15 protein-coding genes are annotated in these 16,758 nt (G+C 77.0%); 7 read left to right on the top strand and 8 right to left on the bottom strand.

Annotated features, from left to right (window positions below; all coding sequences use genetic code 11):
• Positions 1-17 precede the first annotated feature (17 nt).
• A complete protein-coding gene (locus OG550_RS08485; RefSeq protein WP_327676063.1) occupies positions 18-875 on the top strand; it encodes a class I SAM-dependent methyltransferase in 858 nt (285 codons plus the stop codon).
• Positions 876-934: 59 nt separating this feature from the next.
• On the opposite strand, the gene OG550_RS08480 is transcribed toward OG550_RS08485, so the two are convergent.
• Positions 935-1,546 (bottom strand): DinB family protein, encoded by a 612-nt coding sequence (locus OG550_RS08480; protein ID WP_327676062.1) that lies wholly within the window; start codon positions 1,544-1,546, stop codon positions 935-937.
• Between the two features lie 220 nt (positions 1,547-1,766).
• The gene (locus tag OG550_RS08475) at positions 1,767-1,979 is read right to left on the bottom strand and encodes a hypothetical protein (protein ID WP_327676061.1); all 213 of its coding nucleotides are present in this window, start codon (positions 1,977-1,979) and stop codon (positions 1,767-1,769) included.
• A gap of 68 nt (positions 1,980-2,047) precedes the next feature.
• Between OG550_RS08475 and OG550_RS08470 the strand changes: the two genes are divergently transcribed.
• The 3 genes from OG550_RS08470 to OG550_RS08460 all read left to right on the top strand — a co-directional run bounded on the left by OG550_RS08470 (position 2,048) and on the right by OG550_RS08460 (position 8,689).
• Positions 2,048-2,839 (top strand): hypothetical protein, encoded by a 792-nt coding sequence (locus OG550_RS08470; protein ID WP_327676060.1) that lies wholly within the window; start codon positions 2,048-2,050, stop codon positions 2,837-2,839.
• Position 2,840: 1 nt separating this feature from the next.
• The gene (locus OG550_RS08465) at positions 2,841-5,114 is read left to right on the top strand and encodes a Y-family DNA polymerase (protein WP_327676059.1); all 2,274 of its coding nucleotides are present in this window, start codon (positions 2,841-2,843) and stop codon (positions 5,112-5,114) included.
• 218 nt (positions 5,115-5,332) lie between these two features.
• Positions 5,333-8,689 carry an error-prone DNA polymerase gene (locus tag OG550_RS08460; RefSeq protein WP_327676058.1) on the top strand — a complete coding sequence of 1,119 codons (3,357 nt, stop codon included), beginning with the start codon at positions 5,333-5,335 and terminating at the stop codon, positions 8,687-8,689.
• A gap of 117 nt (positions 8,690-8,806) precedes the next feature.
• On the opposite strand, the gene OG550_RS08455 is transcribed toward OG550_RS08460, so the two are convergent.
• Positions 8,807-9,610 (bottom strand): serine/threonine protein kinase, encoded by an 804-nt coding sequence (locus tag OG550_RS08455; RefSeq protein ID WP_327676057.1) that lies wholly within the window; start codon positions 9,608-9,610, stop codon positions 8,807-8,809.
• 60 nt (positions 9,611-9,670) lie between these two features.
• Between OG550_RS08455 and OG550_RS08450 the strand changes: the two genes are divergently transcribed.
• Positions 9,671-10,477: a DUF4232 domain-containing protein gene (locus OG550_RS08450; protein ID WP_327676056.1), complete on the top strand. Its 807-nt coding sequence runs from the start codon at positions 9,671-9,673 to the stop codon at positions 10,475-10,477.
• A gap of 150 nt (positions 10,478-10,627) precedes the next feature.
• Positions 10,628-11,257, top strand: coding sequence for a DUF7691 family protein (locus OG550_RS08445; RefSeq protein ID WP_327676055.1), 630 nt, complete (start codon positions 10,628-10,630; stop codon positions 11,255-11,257).
• A gap of 207 nt (positions 11,258-11,464) precedes the next feature.
• On the opposite strand, the gene OG550_RS08440 is transcribed toward OG550_RS08445, so the two are convergent.
• Complete coding sequence (locus OG550_RS08440) at positions 11,465-11,947, bottom strand: hypothetical protein (protein ID WP_327676054.1); 483 nt, start codon at positions 11,945-11,947, stop codon at positions 11,465-11,467.
• 85 nt (positions 11,948-12,032) lie between these two features.
• Positions 12,033-12,875, bottom strand: coding sequence for a TIGR03084 family metal-binding protein (locus tag OG550_RS08435; RefSeq protein ID WP_327676053.1), 843 nt, complete (start codon positions 12,873-12,875; stop codon positions 12,033-12,035).
• Between the two features lie 187 nt (positions 12,876-13,062).
• Here OG550_RS08435 and OG550_RS08430 point away from each other — a divergent pair, with 187 nt between their 5' ends.
• Complete coding sequence (locus OG550_RS08430; RefSeq protein ID WP_327676052.1) at positions 13,063-13,839, top strand: helix-turn-helix transcriptional regulator; 777 nt, start codon at positions 13,063-13,065, stop codon at positions 13,837-13,839.
• Here the strand turns inward: OG550_RS08430 and OG550_RS08425 are convergent.
• The 3 genes from OG550_RS08425 to OG550_RS08415 all read right to left on the bottom strand — a co-directional run bounded on the left by OG550_RS08425 (position 13,836) and on the right by OG550_RS08415 (position 16,749).
• Entirely contained in the window at positions 13,836-15,368 is a 1,533-nt protein-coding gene (locus tag OG550_RS08425) for an AMP-binding protein (protein WP_327676051.1), read from the bottom strand. The genes OG550_RS08430 and OG550_RS08425 overlap by 4 nt on opposite strands.
• Before the next feature lie 149 nt (positions 15,369-15,517).
• On the bottom strand, positions 15,518-15,877 hold the full coding sequence (locus tag OG550_RS08420; RefSeq protein ID WP_327676050.1) for a MerR family transcriptional regulator: 360 nt from the start codon (positions 15,875-15,877) through the stop codon (positions 15,518-15,520).
• Positions 15,878-15,963: 86 nt separating this feature from the next.
• Positions 15,964-16,749: an SDR family NAD(P)-dependent oxidoreductase gene (locus OG550_RS08415; protein WP_327676049.1), complete on the bottom strand. Its 786-nt coding sequence runs from the start codon at positions 16,747-16,749 to the stop codon at positions 15,964-15,966.
• Positions 16,750-16,758: the final 9 nt, after the last annotated feature.

Raw genomic sequence — 16,758 nt, 5'->3', positions numbered from 1 at the left:
GGGGCAGGCTGCGGACCATGACGACGACGCCCGCCACTCCCGCCCACGCCCCCGACACCGTGCCCCCGCGCGGCGACTTCTCCGGTGACGTGGCCGACTACTACGCCGACCACCGCCGCGGCTACCCGCCGCCCGTCCTCGACGCGCTGCGCACCGCCTTCGGCCTGGACGCCCACCCCGCCATCGGCGACCTCGCACTCGACCTCGGCTGCGGCACCGGCCAACTCGCCCTCCCGCTCGCCGCCCACGTCCGCACCGTCATCGGCATGGACCCCGAACCGGACATGCTCCGCCGGGCCAGGGCCGCCGCCGAACGCGACGGCGTGCGCAACGCGCTCTGGCTGCTCGGCACCGACGCCGACGTCCCGGCCCTGGCCGCGCTGCTGCCCGACCGCCGCCCGCTCGGCGTGACGGTGATCGGCAACGCCATCCACTGGATGCGCCCCGAGGAGCTGTTCCGCACCCTCCACCCGCTCACCCGCCCGGGCGGCGGCGTCGCGGTGATCGCCAACGGCACTCCCGTCTGGGTCCAGGACACCGACTGGTCACGCGCCCTGCGGGCCGCCCTGGAGGAGCACTTCGGCCGTCCGCTCGCCGCCTCCTGCGGCACCGCCGCCGCCGAACGCGACCAGTACGCCCGCGCGCTGAGCGCCGCCGGGTTCGCGGACGTGGGCGAGAGCGTCCTCGACTACGAGGACACACTGACCCCGGACCGGCTGCTCGGCACCGTCTTCTCCGCCATCCCCGCCTCCGAGCTGCCGGCCCCGGCCGACCGCCCCGCCTTCGCCGCCCGGCTGCGCGCCGCGCTGCCCGAGCCCGGCGAGGACGGCTACCGGGAGCACGTCCGGGTCTCCGTCCTCACCGGGCGCGCGTAGCCACGGGGGCGCCGCCGCCCCGCCCACCGTCCCCGCGCCCGGCTCGGCCCGGCCCAGTGCTACGCCGCGCCCCCGCCCGCCCGGGAGGCCCTCCCGGCCTCCCGGGCGGCGCGCTCCACCCGCTCCCGGTGCTCCGCCCACCACGCCCCGTCGCCGGGCGCCGTGTTCGGGCTCTCCCGCCGCTGACCGGTGGCGCCGTCGACGAGCTCCCGGACGACGTCGGCGTGCCCGGCGTGCCGCTGGGTCTCGGCGGTCATGTGGACCAGGCTGTGGTGGAGCGTCACCTCGCTCCGGTTCCCCCAGGGCACCCGCCCGACCGCGTCCAGCGCCAGCGACCCGATCGTCCCGTCGGCGTGGGCGCAGGCCGCGCGGTACAGCTCGACGATCTGCTCCCGGCTCTCGTCCGGGGTCGCCCAGAAGTCCGAGTTCGGCTCGGCGTCACCCGTGATCCAGGGGCGCGGCGCCTCGAACGGCCGCCCGAAGGTCTCGCCGAAGTACAGCGCCTCCGCGGCGGTGACGTGCTTGACCAGCCCCAGCAGGTTGGTCCCGGTGGGGGTCAGCGGGCGGCGGACGTCGTACTCCGACAGCCCTTCGAGCTTCCAGAGCAGGGCGTCCCGGGCGTCCTGAAGGTAGATCAGGAGGTCCTTCTTGAAGTGGTCCGTTCGCGTCATGGGGGAAGTCTGGTGTTCCCGCGGCCTTTGTTCACCACCTTTTCCCGGCAGCGGACTTCGGCCCTCCCGCGGCGGCGGCGGCCCCGCCGGAAGCCCGGGCCGGACCTCCGGACGGTCCTGTGGGTGCCGGAGGCGGTCGACGCCGTGGACGACGTCCGTCGGGAAGCCGGGTCCGTCACCGCCGAGGCCGGCCGGCTCTTCGGGGTGAGCACGTCGTGGGTCACCGCTCCCTTCCCGCGGCCGACCCGAGCGCCGGACCGCCGCCGGTGCTCGCCGTGCCGTCGTGGTCCGGGAGGATGCCGCCGGTGTCGCCCCCGGCGCCGTCCACCCGGATGCGGACGGTGAGGGCGGCGTCCGGCGGCGGGATCGTGCCGTCGGCGGTGGAGACCCCTCGGCATGCGGGCGGGGCGGCCTTCGCGGGGACGGGTGTCACGGAGCGTGACGGGTGGGGCGGGTTAATCGGACTTGAATCTTTGCGAACGAATGTTCGATCCTGGGGGTGTGTCCCTTATCGAATCTGTTTTCGAATCCACCGCCGAGCGGAAGCCGCTCCGGCCGGTGGCGCCCCTGCCCGCGGCCGTGCCGCGGGAGGGCGTCGGGGCCACGGCCGCCACCGGGCGGGGGCTGCTGCCGGTGGTGCCGGCGCTGCGGGGCGTGCTGCCGGAGGGCGGGCTGCGGCGCGGGACGGCGGTGTCGGTGGCGGGCGGGGACGCCGGGCTGCTGCTGGCGCTGGCCGCCGGGGCGCGGGAGACGGACGGCGGATGGGCGGCGGCGGTCGGCCTGCCGGACCTCGGGCTGGCCGCCGCCGCCGGGTACGGGCTGGACCTGCGGAGACTCCTGGTGGCGGACGACCCCGGGCCGCACTGGGCCGAGGTGGTGTCGGTGCTGGCCGGGGCGGTCGAGCTGATCATGCTGCGCCCGGACGGCCCGGTCCCGCCGAACCTGGCCGCCCGGCTGGCGGCCGTGCTGCGGCGCAGCGGGTGCGTGCTGCTGGTCGCCGGGCCCTGGCCGGGGGCCGGGCTGAGGCTGGGCGTGCGGTCCGGGCGGTGGTTCGGGCTGGGGGACGGGCACGGGCAGCTCACCGGACGGCAGGTGGAGGTGACGGCCGAGGGGCGCGGCTCGGCGGTGCGCGGGCTCACCGCCCGGCTCTGGCTGCCGGACGCCCACGGCGCGGTGCGGGCCGTCGAGGAGACGGCCGGCGGTGCCGTGGCGGGCGGTGCCGTGGCGGGCGGGGCGGGGGAGGACGTGGCGTCGGGGGCCGGGGCGGGCCTCGACCGCATGGCGGTGGTGTGAGATGTCCGGCGACGGAGCGGCCGGCACCGGCACCCCCCGGGTGCTGGTGGTCTGGTGCCCGGACTGGCCGGTGGTGGCCGTGGAACGCCCCGGCGACGCCGGCGCGGCGGCGGGCGGCGACACGGACGGGAGCGGCGGCGCGGCGGCGGGCCGCGACGGGGGCACCCCGGTGGCCGTGGTCGAGGGCGGCCGGGTGCTGGCGTGCTCGGCGGCGGCCCGGGCGGCCGGGGTGCGGCAGGGACAGCGGCTCAAGCTGGCCCAGCGGCTCTGCCCCGCGCTGGAACTGCGCGACCGCGACCCCGAGGCGGAGACCCGGAGGTTCGAGCCGGTGGTCGCGGCGGTGGAGGCGTTCACCCCGCGGGTGGAGGTGCTGCGCCCGGGGCTATGCGCGATCCCGGTGAAGGGGCCGGGCCGGTACTTCGGCGGGGAGGAGGCGCTGGCGGCCAAGGTCCAGGGCGCGGTGACGGCCGCCCTGGCGGCGACCGCACCCGGGGCGGCGGCGACCGCCGATCCGGCGGAGCCCGGCCGCCAGGAGCACCCGGCCGACGCCGAAACGGCCGCGGCCCGCCCCGCGGCCCGCCCCGCCGCCCATCCCGGGACCCGTTCCGGCGATCGGACGTCCGCCTCGGGGGCCGAGGACGTCCCGGTGGCCGAGGTCGTTCCGCTGCACCCGGCGGACGCCGGCCGGGCCGCGCCCCGCCGCCGGACCGCCGGGTCGGACGAGCTGTTCGACGCGGCGCCCGCCGCCCGGGACGGCGCGCGCGGCGGCTTCGCCCGTCCGGCCGCCTACCCGTCGGAGCCCGTGCGCCCGGAGCCCGTGCGCCCGGAGCCCGCACGCCCGGACCACCCCGCGGGCCCGGAGCCCGTGCACCCGTCCGGCCCTCGGCCGGCGGTGGCCGGTCATCCCGGGGAAGCCGCCCACCCGGAGTCCCGCCCGGCGGAGTCCCGCCCGGCGGAGTCCCGCACGGCGGAGTCCCGCACGGCCCCCGGGCCCGCTCCCGGGCCCGCCCCCGCGCCTGCTCCGGCTCCCGCCCCGCGCGGGCAGGTCGGGGTGGCCGACGGCCTGTTCGCCGCCGTGCTCGCCGCCCGCGCCGGGGTACTGGTGCCGGCCGGGCGGACGGCGGAGTTCCTCGCGCCCTACCCGGTGGCCGCGCTCGGCGACGAGGTGCTGGCGGAACTGCTGGACCGGCTGGGCCTGCCCACGGTCGGGACGTTCGCCGCCCTGCCCGCCGAGGCGGTGGCGGACCGTTTCGGCCCGGCCGGCACGACGGCGCACCGGCTGGCCCGCGGGCTGCAGCCGCGTCCGCTGGCGCCGCGTACGGGCGGGCCGAACCTCTCGGTCGAGCAGCGCTTCGACCCGCCCGAGCCGCTCGCCGAACCACTGGTGTTCGTCGCCCGGACCCTGGCCGAGCAGCTGCACCAGCGGCTCGCCGGGGCGGGGCTGACCTGCCAGCGGGTCGCCGTCGAGGTGGAGTGCGCCGACGGCCGGACCGTGGCGCGGCTCTGGCGGCACGAGGGCAGGCTCTCGGCGACGGCGCTCGCCGAACGGGTCCGCTGGCAGCTCCAGGCCTGGCAGAGCGCGGGCACCTTCGAAGCCGCGCCCGCCGCGGGCCCCCGCGGCACCCGCCCCCCGGGCGGCACCCGTCCCCACGACGGATCCTTCTCCCCGAACGGCCTCCGCCCGACGGAGGGCGCCGACGGCCCCGGCACCGGGGGATTCACCGCGCTGCGCCTCGTCCCCGACGACCTCACCCCCGACCGCGGTCGCCAACTCGCCCTCTGGGGGCAGGCGGTGGCGGACGACCGGGTGGAACGCGCGGTGGCCCGGGTCCAGGCGGTGCTCGGGCACGCCGGGCTGCGCCGGATCGAACCGGCCGGCGGACGCGGCCCGGACGAACAGGCGGTGCGGGTGCCCTGGGGCGAGCCCTACGACCCGGCGGCCCCCGCCGACGCGCCCTGGCCGGGGCGGCTGCGGGACGTCTGGCCGTCCGTGGTGCACCGCACTCCGGTGCCGGCGACGGTGCTCGACGCGGACGGGCGGCCGGTGACGGTGGACGGCCGGGCGGGGGTGTCGGCCCGGCCGGCCACCGTCGCGGTGCGCGGGCGGCGGCTGGCGGTGGACGGCTGGACCGGGCCCTGGCCGGTGGTCGAGTACTGGTGGGACCGGTCGCGGGCCCGCCGCCGGGCCCGCTTCCAGGTCACGGTGGCGGGCGGACGGGCGCTGCTGCTCACGGTGGAGGGGGGCGCCTGGTTCATGGAGGCCGGTTACGACTGACGGCCGGGCGGCCCGGTGGCCGGGCGGCCCGGCGGCCCCGGCGTTCCGCCGCGAACGGCCGGGAAGGCCGGGAAGGCAGGGCGGCGGCAGAGGCCAGACAGCGGAGAGCAGGACAGCAGAGGCCAGACAGCGGAGAGCAGGGCGGAGGAGGCAGGCGACACGAAGGGGGGAAGGACCGAGGGGGGAAGGAACACGAGAGACCGAAGGCGCCGTCCCCGATGGGATTCACCAGTCACCCCACCCTCCCCTGGAGCGAGCTGCGCCGCCGGCTGACCGGCGGCGGGCCCGGCCCGGCGGGCGGCGACGTCGTCCCGCTGCGCCGCGACCCGCAGGGGCGGGAGCCGGCCGGGCCGCCCGCGACCCCGTCCGGACCGTCCGGCGCCGCCGATCCGGCCCCCGCCTGGGCGGAGCTGCACGTCCACTCCGCCTTCAGCTTCCTCGACGGCGCCAGCGATCCCGAGGCGCTGGTCGCGGAGGCCGCCCGGCTGGGCGTCGAGGCGCTCGCGCTCACCGACCACGACGGCCTCTACGGCGCGGTCCGCTTCGCCGGGGCGGCGCGCGAGGCCGGGGTGGCGACGGTCTTCGGCGCCGAGCTGACGATCCGTCACGAACGGGACCGGGTCGAGCACCTCCTGGTGCTGGCCCGCGATCCGGAGGGCTACCGCCGCCTCTCCGCCGCCATCGGCGCGGCCCAGCTCGCGGGCGGGGCCAAGGGGAAGCCGGTCTACGACTTCGCGGCCCTCGCCGACGCGCACGACGGCCACTGGGCGGTGCTCACCGGCTGCCGGCTGGGCCGCGTCACCGCCGCCCTCACCGCCGCCTCCACCGGTACTCCCGGCGGCGCTCCCGGCCTTCCCATCGGCCTTCCCACCGGCCTCCCCGTCGGAAGCCCCGCCGGAAGCCCCGCCGCCGCGGACGCCGCCGGGGCGGAGCGCCGACTCCTCACCCTCACCGAGGCGTTCGGCCGCGACAACGTCCACGTCGAGCTGATCGACCAGTGGCTTCCCGGTGACGACCTGCGCAACGACGCCCTCGCGGCGCTCGCCGCCCGGACGGGCCTGACGGCCGTCGCCTCCACCAACGCCCACCACGCCGGCCCGGCCCAGGGGCGGCTCGCTCAGAGCCTCGCCGCCCTGCACGACCGCCGCACGCTCCCCGAGGCGGCGGGCTGGACGCAGGCCGCCGGCACCGCCCACCTGCGCTCCGGCCGGGAGATGGCGGCCCGGCTGACCCGCTTCCCCGGCGTCCGGGAGGCGACCGTGGAGCTGGCCCGGGCCTGCGCCTTCGACTTCGCCCGGCTGGACCCGGAGCTGCCCGGCTACCCCGTCCCGTCCGGCCACACCGAGATCAGCCACCTGCGCGCGCTGGTCGCCGAGGGCGGCCCCGCGCGTTTCGGGCCCGGCAACGGCCCGGCCCGCCGCCAACTCGCCCGGGAGCTCGACGTCATCGAGGACCTCGACCTGGCCGGGTACTTCCTGATCGTCCACGACATCGTCGACTTCTGCCGCCGGGAGGGGATCTGGTGCCAGGGGCGCGGTTCGGCGGCCAACTCGGCGGTCTGCTACGCGCTCGGGATCACCGCCGTCGACCCGGTCCACTACCGGCTGCTCTTCGAGCGCTTCCTCTCCACCGCCCGCGACGGGCCGCCCGACATCGACCTGGACATCGAGAACCGGCGCCGCGAGGAGGTCATCCAGTACGTCTACCGCCGGTACGGGCGCGAGCACGCCGCCCAGGTCGCCAACGTGATCACCTACCGGCCCCGGCTGGCGCTGCGCGACGCCGCCCGGGTGCTCGGCTACCCGCAGGGGCAGGTGGACGCGTTCAGCCGGCAGGCCGACTTCCGCTCCCCGCCCGGCGCCGACGCCGTCGTGCCCGCCGACGTGCTCTCCCTCGCCGGGCAGCTCCACGGCCTGCCCCGCCACCTGGGCATCCACTCGGGCGGGATGGTGCTCACCCGGGAGCCGATCGCCGAGATCTGCCCGACCGAGTGGGCCCGGATGCCGGGCCGCTCCGTGCTGCAGTGGGACAAGGAGTCGGTGGCCGGCGCCGGTCTGGTGAAGATCGACCTGCTCGGCCTCGGCATGCTCGCCGCCCTGCACGACACCTGCGACCTGGTCGAACGGCACCACGGCCCGCGCTACGACCTGGCGACGATCCCGGACGACGACCCGGGCGTGTACGCGATGCTGCGGCGGGCCGACACGGTGGGCGTCTTCCAGGTCGAGTCGCGCGCGCAGATGGCCACCCTGCCGCGGCTCAAGCCGGACCACTTCTACGACCTGGTGGTCGAGGTGGCGCTGATCCGGCCCGGCCCGATCCAGGGCGGGTCCGTCCACCCGTACCTGCGCCGGCGGGCCGGGGCGGAACCGGCCGAGTGCCCGCACCCGCTGATGGAGAACGCCCTCGGCAAGACCCTCGGGGTGCCGCTGTTCCAGGAGCAGATGATGCAACTGGCCATCGACTGCGCCGGGTTCACCCCCGCGGAGGCGGACCGGCTCCGGCAGGCGATGGGCGCCAAGCGCTCGCACGAGCGCGTCGCCCGGCTGCGCGAGCGGCTGCTGGGCGGGATGGCCGAGCGCGGCATCCCGGCGGAGGTCGCCGAGGACGTCTACACCAAGATCGAGGCCTTCTCCAACTACGGCTTCCCGGAGAGCCACGCGATCAGCTTCGCCTACCTGGTGTACGCCAGCGCCTGGCTGAAGTACCACTACCCGGCGGCCTTCACCTGCGCGCTGCTGGCCAACCAGCCGATGGGCTTCTACTCGTCGCTCAGCCTGATCGCCGACGTCCGGCGGCACGGCGTGCGGGTGCGCGGGGTGGACGTCAACGCCAGCGGGTCCCGGCCCACCCTGGAGCCGTACCGGGGGCCGACGCCCGCACCGCCGCTCACCGCGGGCAAGCCCCAGCCCGCGATCCGGCTCGGCCTGGACACCGTGCGCGGCATCGGCGCCGCGCAGGCCGGGGCGATCGCGGCCGGGCAGCCGTACGCGGACCTGGAGGACTTCGCCCGCCGGACCGGCCTGCCCGCGCCGGCCCTGGAGGCGCTCGCCTCGGCCGGGGCGTTCGGCTGCTTCGGCCTGAACAGGCGTCAGGCGCTCTGGGCCGCAGGGGCGTTCGCCGGGGTGACGGCGGATCTCATCCCCGGGACGACACCCGGGACGCAGGCGCCGCCACTGCCCGGGATGACCCCGATCGAGGAGACCATCGCCGACCTCTGGGCGACCGGCACCTCGGCGACCAGCCATCCGCTCCAGCACCTGCGTGACCACCTGGAGCGCGGCGGGGCGCTCACCGCCGCCCAACTCCCGGACGTGGTACCGGGGTCGGCGGTGGTGGTCGGCGGGCTGGTCACCCACCGGCAGCGGCCGCCGACCGCGGGCGGCGTGCTGTTCCTCAGCCTGGAGGACGAGACCGGGCTGATCAACGTGATCTGCAGCCGCCCGGTCTGGGAGTCGCAGCGCCGCGCCGCCCTCGACCGGGCCGGGCTGCTCGTCCACGGGCACATCGAACGCGACCGGGGCGCCACCAACCTGATCGCCACCCGGCTCACACCGCTGCGGATCGGCGTCTGAGGCGGCCGGATCCGAGGCGGCCCGGCGCCCCCGCCCCGGCGCCCCCGCCCCGGCGCCCCGCCCCGACGCCCCGGCCCCGGCGCCCCCGCCCCGACGGCTCCGTCCGTCGCCCGGAGTTCAGGCGGCCCGCCAGGCGGCGGCGAACTCCTCCACGCCGGGCCAGCGCGCGGCCGGGTCCGGCGCCGTCGCCCGCCCCAGCACGGCGAGCTGCTCCCCGGTGCCGCGCCAGTGCCGCTCCCCGTCACCCGCGTCGAGCAGCAGCCGCAGGGTGCGGCCCAGGGTGAACACCGTGGTGCGGGCGTCGATCACCGCGCCGCGCCGGAACTCCTCCGGGGCCATGAACCGTTTCGAGCCCGGTAGCCGGTCCGCCTCGACGGTGAACGGTCCCGGCCGGTACTCGTCCAGGTCGCAGAGGTGCATCCGGTGCCGCGCGAAGTCGTAGAGCAGGCAGCCGTCGTAGAAGTCGCAGGCGACGAACCCGGCGGCGGAGACGGCCAGATGGGCGTCCAGCACGGTGTCCAGGGCCGCCGCCACCAGGGGGACCGGCAGGGCGCGGAACCGGGCCATCGGGCCGGCCGGGTCGGTCCGGGCCGCGGCGCCCCGGCCGCCCCCTGTGGTCGGGTGGTACAGCACCTCGCCGTCGTGCCACGGCATCACCACCGCCGGCAGCCCGGCGGCTGTGAAGCGGTGCAGCTGCGGGACGATCGCCTCGTGCCGGACGGCGGCGTGCAGCGCGGCCGCCCGCTCCATCGAGGACACGGCGCCCTCCGTCGTGGCGGCCTTCACGAACCAGCGGGCGCCGTCCGGCTCCTCCACCCCGTACGCCGTGCAGCCGGAGTCCTGCCCGGTGAAGGAGGCGAACACCCTGCCCACGGAACCGAGCCAGGGCAGGAGTTCGGGTACCGAGGAAGCTTCGATCATGCCGTGACCCTATGCCCGGCGGGGCCGTGGCGTCCGCTCCTCCGTGCCATGATCGGTGCCATGACCCCGCTGCTGTCGTCCCCGCCGCCGCTGTCCCCGTCGCCGTTGTCGCCGACCGCCGTTCGCCGGATACCGCCGCTCGTCCGGGCGGGCGTGCTGCTCGCGGCCGCCGCCCTGGCGGCCGGGTGCGGCAGCACCTCGGTGACCGGGGCCGGCGGGGGAGCGCCCGGCCCGGCGCGCACGATCGGCGACACGCCGCCCCCGGCCGTGTCCACACCCTCCGCGCCGCCGACCGGCACCCGGCCGACCACCTTCCCGCTGGTCACCGCCGATCCGCTGCCCTCCGGCGCCGTGCCTTCCGCTGCCCTGCCCTCCGCGCCGCCGGCCCCGGTCTGTTCCCCCGAGGGCGTCTCGCTGGCCGTCGGAGAGGTGTCCGCCGCGATGGGACTGCGGGTCATGCCGGTCCGGCTGACCAACTGCGGCACCCGGTCCTACGCCCTCAACGGCCACCCCGGCGTCCGTGTCCTCGACGCCGAACGCTCGCCGCTCGCCGTGACCGTCGGCCGCGGTTCGGCGGGCATCGCCACGCTGGACGGCTTCGACGCCGCGGCGAAGCCGCTGACCCTCCAGCCCCAGGAGTCCGCCCAGTTCCAGGTGGTCTGGCGCAACACCGTCCTCGCGGGGGACAAGGCCGCCGACAACGGCCGCTTCCTGGACGTCGCCCCGCTCCCGGGCCGTCCCCGCCTCACCGTCCCCGCCGACCTCGACCTCGGCACCACCGGCAAGCTCGGTGTCTCCCCCTGGACCAAGTCGTCCGGGACCGCCGGGGGGACGCCGGAGCAGCGGCCCGGACAGCAGGCCCCCTGATCCCCCGACCCGACCCGACCCGACCCGACCCGGCGCGGCGCGGCGCGGCCAGCCGGCCGCACCACGCCGCCGGCCGTCCCGCCGACCGTGCCGCCGCGCAACCAACCCCCCTGCGGGGAGGCGGACATGGCGGTGTGCCGATAATCGGGGATGGCCGAACAGTACCTGTCCGCATTCGGGGTCGACGCAGACGTCCTCCTCGCCGTTGCCGGCTCCCACGACGAGGGGCTCGTCCGGGCGGCCCTCGGCAGGATCGAGGAGCTGACGGAGGCCGGCAGCCTGCTGCGGGCCACCGGTCCCGCCGAGGTCGGCGCCGCGCTGCGGGAGGTCGTCGCCGGGCGCCCCGACCCCGCCCGCCCGGGCGGCTACACCTGGCTGCTGGAGCTCCTCGGCCCCGTCCTCGGGACGCCGCTCGGCTCGGCCGTCCTGCCGGGGCGGCACTGGGACGATCTGACGGACGCCTTCCGTGTCTGGGGGCTGCCGGCCCTCGCCGCCCTCTGGGGGCGGCCCTGGCCCTTCCCGGCCGGTGCCGCGGCGTCCGCCGACGATCCGTGGCCCTTCCCGTCCTTCACCGCGGCGGGCGAGCTCGCGGTGGTCCGTGCCGAGCTGGCCGGCTTCGACGCCGACCGGATCCACGAGGACGCGGACCTGCTCCCGGGCGGCGACGACGACGCGGCCGAGGAGGTCGAGGAGCTGGTCGCGGAGGCCCTTCCGGCCTGGGTCGACGGGGCGCTCGCCGCCGGTCGCGGGCTGCTGCTCGTCCGCGACGGCGGCAGGTGACCCCGGCGCCCCGGGTGCCCACGGGCTCACGCGGTCCGGTTCCGGGGCCCCCGGGTTCCCGGCTCCCCGGGCTCCCTGCCCCGGACTCCGGCCCGGACGGCGCCCGATGGGTACACCGGCGCGGCGCAGTCGTGGGGGATTGCCTGCGCCGCGCCGGAGCTCTTTCCGATCCTCCCGGGTGCACTCCCCGGTCCACCCTGCCGGAGGTCAGAAGGCGGGCTGGTCGTCGAGTCCGATGATCCGCAGGTCGGAGAGGCGGACGACGAACCAGACGTCCTGGCCGCCGCCGCCCCAGAACTCGGTGAGCCTGACCGAGGCGAGGCCGTACGCCTCCTCGACCTGCTGGGCGGACCAGTCCACCGGGACGTTCTGGGCGCGGAACACCGGGTCGGCGTCGTGCTCCTGTGCCCATGCGTCGAGTCGGCGGTCGAGGCCCGGGGCGAGGTAGCGCTCGCGCACGGCACGCGGCGTCTCGCCGCTCTCGCCGAGGACCGCCCGCCGGTACTCCTCGAAGAAGGTCACCACCCGGTGGGCGGCCGGGGTACCGGCCCGCACCTGGGCGCGGGCGGCGACGGCGGTGCCGGCGGGCGGCGCGGACGCGGCCTGGGCCGGGCCGGCGGCCAGGCCGCCCACCGCGAGGAGGGCGGCGGCACCGGCCAGGACGGTGCGCATCGGGTTCATCCGTGTCATGACGGAAGTCCATCATTCGCCGACGAACTCCGCATATCCCCGAAACGTGTGGTTTAGCGTCATTGTGCGCATACTTGACGAATCATCACTCGATCATCCGGGGCGATGATCCGGCATCCCGCCCCTTTCCGGGCGGTCCGGCGAAGGCCTGCGCGATCGGCAGCCAGGCCTGCGCCACCGCGCCGACGGCCGTCAGCGCGAGGTCGTCCCGGTGGCGCCGCTGGGTGACCAGCAGGCAGAAGTCCAGGGCCGGACCGGCCACCCGGTCCGCCGCGTCGGCCGGGCCCCACGTCCACGGCTCCCCGTCCGGGGCGGTGAGTTCGACCCGCACCGGGGCCTGCGGCGCCGGAAGCCCGTGCACCGTGAACGCGAACCCCGCCGTCCGCACGCCCAGGTGGGCGATGTGCCGCAGCCGCGCGGTCGGCTCCCGGACGGCGCCGAGTGCGTCCGCCACGTCCTGCCCGTGCGCCCAGGTCTCCATCAGCCGTGCGGTGGCCATCGACGGGGCCTTCATCGGCGGGCCCATCCACGGCAGCCGGGTGTCGGCCGGAACGGCCGCGAGCGCCGCCGCCAGCCGCTCCCGACCGGCCCGCCAGCGCGCCAGCAGGGCCGCCGGCTCCTCGACGGCCCCGCGCGCGGCGCCGTCCTCCACCGGGTCCGCACCGGCGGCCAGCAGCTCGCCGAAGACCCGGCCGGACTCGGCGACGAAGCCCTCCGGGTCGCGCGCGGCCAGCTCCGACCAGTCGTCCGTCCACGCCAGGTGCGCGATCTGGTGCGCGACCGTCCACCCCGGTGCGGGAGTGCCGGTGGCCCACCGCTCCGGCGCCAGCCCGGCGACCAGCCCGTCCAGCACCTCGCTCTCGGCCCGCAGGTCGGCCAACAGCCCGGCCAGCACGGCCGATCCCCTGGGAACGTTCGGGTCCGTCATGGATATCCCCTTCGCAACAGTGGCCAACCCGTGAGTGACTCGCCGGTAACCTCGCGCCCGCACCCTACGCCGCCCCGCCCCGGCCCGCCCGGAACTCCGCCGAACTCCGCGGAACTCCGCCGAACGCGTGCGCCGAAGGTGCGTCCGCCCCCTCCCCACCGCCCGGACTCCGTGTGAAAATCACGCGATGACCGCCTCGCCCGCCGCCGACGGACCCCCGGACGACCTCGCCGTCCGGGCCGCCGAGCTGGTCCGGGACGCCGTGCTCGGCGACCTCGCCCGCCGGGTGGTGGCCGACTGCGGCGCCGACGTCGGCCTGGTCGGCGTGCCCGAGCCGGGCTCACCCGGCGGGCGCGCCCGCACCGGGGGACCGGAGGGCATGGTGCTGCGGCACTGGGCCGGGACCCGGGCGGACCTCCTGCACGGCCTCGCCGTCCCGGCCGGCACCGGCCTCGGCGGCCGGGCACTGGCCGAGCGCACCCCCAGCTGGGTGCCCGACTACCGGGCCGCCACCGGCATCTCCCACCACTACGACGCCGCCGTCACCGCCGAGGACCTCTACGCGATGCTCACCGTGCCGCTGCTGCACGGCGGCACCGTGCACGGCGTGGTGTACGCGTCGCTGCGCACGGTGGTCCCGTTCGGCGACGTCCGGATCGCCGCCGTCGGCAGGCTGGCCGAGGCCGCCACCCGGGCGCTGGCCGGGGCCGCCGCCTGGAGCGGCCCGCCGCACCGGCGGGAGCCCGGGGCGACCGCCCCCGCCGCGCCGCTGACCCGGCGCGAGCACGAGGTGCTCCGCTGGGCGGCGACCGGCCGGACCAATCCGGAGATCGCCGCCCAGCTCGGCCTCACCTGCAACACGGTGACCGGCTACCTGAAGAGCGCCATGCACAAGCTCGGCGTCCGCAACCGCACCGAACTCGCGCTGGCGGCACGCGAGTCGGGCCTCCTGGACGCGGACTAGTTGACCTTCCGCTCCCGCCCCGCCCAGTACGGCTCGCGGAGCCGGAACTTCTGCAGCTTCCCGGTGGTCGTCCGCGGCAGGTCGTCCCTGAACTCCACCGAGGTGGGCGACTTGTAGCCGGCCAGCCGCGCCTTGCAGTGGGCGATGAGCTCCGCCTCGCCGGCCTCGGCACCCGGCTTGAGCACCACCAGCGCCTTCACCGTCTCGCCCCACTTGGCGTCCGGCACGCCGATCACCGCGACCTCGCCCACCGCCGGGTGGTCGTACAGGCAGTCCTCCACCTCGATCGAGGAGACGTTCTCCCCGCCGCTGATGATGACGTCCTTCTTCCGGTCCGAGATGGTCAGGTAGCCGTCGACCAGGGTGCCGCCGTCGCCCGTGTGGAACCAGCCGTCCCGGATCGCCTCGGCGGTGGCCTCCGGCTGCTGCCAGTAGCCGTCCAGCACCACGTTCGACCGCACCAGCACCTCGCCCTGGCCGTCCACCCGCACCTGGTTGCCGATCGCCGGCGAGCCCGCCTGCACCAGCTTCTCCGCCCGCTCGGCGGCGGGGAGCCGGTCCCACTCGGCGCGCGTGCGGTTGACCGTCACCACCGGCGAGGTCTCGGTCAGGCCGTAGATCTGCAGGAACTCCCAGCCGAGTTCGGTCTCGATCCGCTGCACCACCGAGGTCGGCGGCGGTGCGCCGGCCACGATGATCCGCACCCGGTCCCGGCCGGGGACCGGGCCGTCCCAGTCCTCGGCGGCGTCCAGCACCATCTGCACCACCGCCGGCGCACCGCACAGGAAGGTCACGCCGTGCCGCTCGACCCGGCGCAGGATCTCGGCGCCGTCGACCTTCCGCAGCACCACGTGCTGCGCGCCGAGGCCGGTGAGGGAGAACGGCAGGCCCCAGCCGTTGGCGTGGAACATCGGCAGGGTGTGCAGGTAGACGTCCCGGTCGCTCGCCCCGAAGTGCAGGCCCATCAGGACGGCGTTGAGCCAGACGTTCCGGTGGGTGAGCTGAACGCCCTTGGGGCGGGCGGTGGTTCCGCTGGTGTAGTTGATGGTGGCGGTGTCGCCCTCGGCGACCGGGTACCGGCGCGGCGCGTTGTCGAAGTCGTACAGCAGGGCGTCGCTGTCCGCGCCGATCGTGAACTTGTGCTTGGCGACCACCCCGGCCAGCGGGTCGGCGAGTTCGGGGTCGACCAGCAGCACGGACGCGCCGCTCTGCTCGACGATGTACGACACCTCCTCCGCCCTGAGGCGGAAGTTCACCGGCACCAGCACCCGGCCGTGGCCGCTCACGCCGTACAGCGAGGTCAGCAGCCGGGCCGAGTTGTGCGACACGACGGCCACCCGCTCGCCCGGCCCGACGCCCAGCCGGTCCAGTCCGGCCGCCTGCGCCCGGGCCAGCTCGGCGACCCGGCGATACGTCAGATCGCCCCAGGATTCGGCCGGTTGGTCCGGCTCGTCGACGATGCCGACCCGGTCGCCGTAGACCAGCTCGGCCCGGTCGAGGAAGTCCATCACGGAGAGTGGAATCTGCATGCGCCCACTGTCCTCCGCGCGCCGCCCCCTGCACACCCCCGATCGGGGGTGTCACCCGTACGGGCCGCCCCGGGCCGGGCGCCAGGGCCGGGCACCAGGGCCGGGCACGGGCCCGCGTACCCCCCGGGCCGGTCCGGTCCGTTCCGGGATCAGCCCGGAACGGCGGCCTCCGCGGCCGCGATCGCCGCGACCAGCCGGTCCCTGGTCTCGTGCTGGGCGGCGATGCGGCGCTCCAGCACCGCCAGCCGCTCCCGGGCGATCCGCAGCGCACCGGCGGACGGCGGGCCGAACGCGTCGCTGTCCAGGCAGCCCAGGAACGGCCGGACGTCCTCCAGCGTGAACCCGGCGTCCAGCAGTCCGCGGATGTTGCGGACCCGGACCGCCGCGCCGTCGTCGTAGACCCGGTACCCGTTGGGCGCGCGCTCGGAGGTCAGCAGCCCGGCCTGCTCGTAGTGCCGCAGTGCCCGGGGGCTCGTGCCCGCCACCCGCGCCAGCTCGCCGATCCGCATCCGCCCGCCCCCGCCCGTTCCCCGTCCGCTTCCGCCCGGCGTCCGCTCGCGCACGCCTCCGTCCGGCGCCCGCCGTCGGCGCCGCGCTATCCCACGACGGCGCCGCCGTCCACCGGCAAGACTACTCCGGTGACGAACGAGGCCTGTGGCGAGGCGAGTTGCACGATGGCCCAGGCCACTTCGGCCGGCTCGCCGATCCGGCCCAGCGGGGTGTTCTCCAGCTGCCACCTGCGGACGGCCGCCTGTCGCTCCGGGCTGAACCCCGCGTGCCGGCCGATCGGCGTCGCGATCGCGCCGGGCGCCACCGCGACGACCCGGATGCCGCGCGGCGCCAGCTCCACCGCCCAGCTGCGGGTGAGCGTGTCGACGGCGGCCTTCCCCGCCGCGTACACCGAGTTGGTCGGCCAGCCGCGCTGACCGACGGCCGTGCTGACGTTGACGATCACGCCCCGGCTCTCCGTCAGCGCGGGCAGGGCGGCCTGGCCGAGCAGGACGGGCGCCGTCAGGTTGGTCGCCAGCACCGCCTCGACGCCCTCCCGGGTGTAGTCGCCGAGCTGTCCGTGCGGGGCGATGCCGGCGTTGTTCACCAGGACGTCCAACCGCCCGAACCGCTCCAGCGCGCCCCGGACGACCGCCTCCGGCCCGTCCGGGGACGTGACGTCCGCGGCCAGCGGAACGATCCGGTCCGGTGCGCGGCCGGCCGGCCGCGCGAGCGGTTCGGCCCGCCGCCCGACCGCCACCACCCGGACGTCCGGATCCTGCGCGGCGAACGCCCACGCGGTCTCCTGTCCGATCCCCGTCCCCGCCCCGGTGACCACGACCACCCGGGGTCCCCGCCGCACTGCCTCGTCCGTCCGCGTCGTCTCGCTCATGCCGCAACC

Origin of the sequence: Kitasatospora sp. NBC_00458, assembly GCF_036013975.1 — a bacterium.
Classification (GTDB): Bacteria; Actinomycetota; Actinomycetes; order Streptomycetales; family Streptomycetaceae; genus Kitasatospora.
Note: the sequence above shows the minus strand (reverse complement) of the source record. Positions and strands in the feature narration are given on the sequence as shown.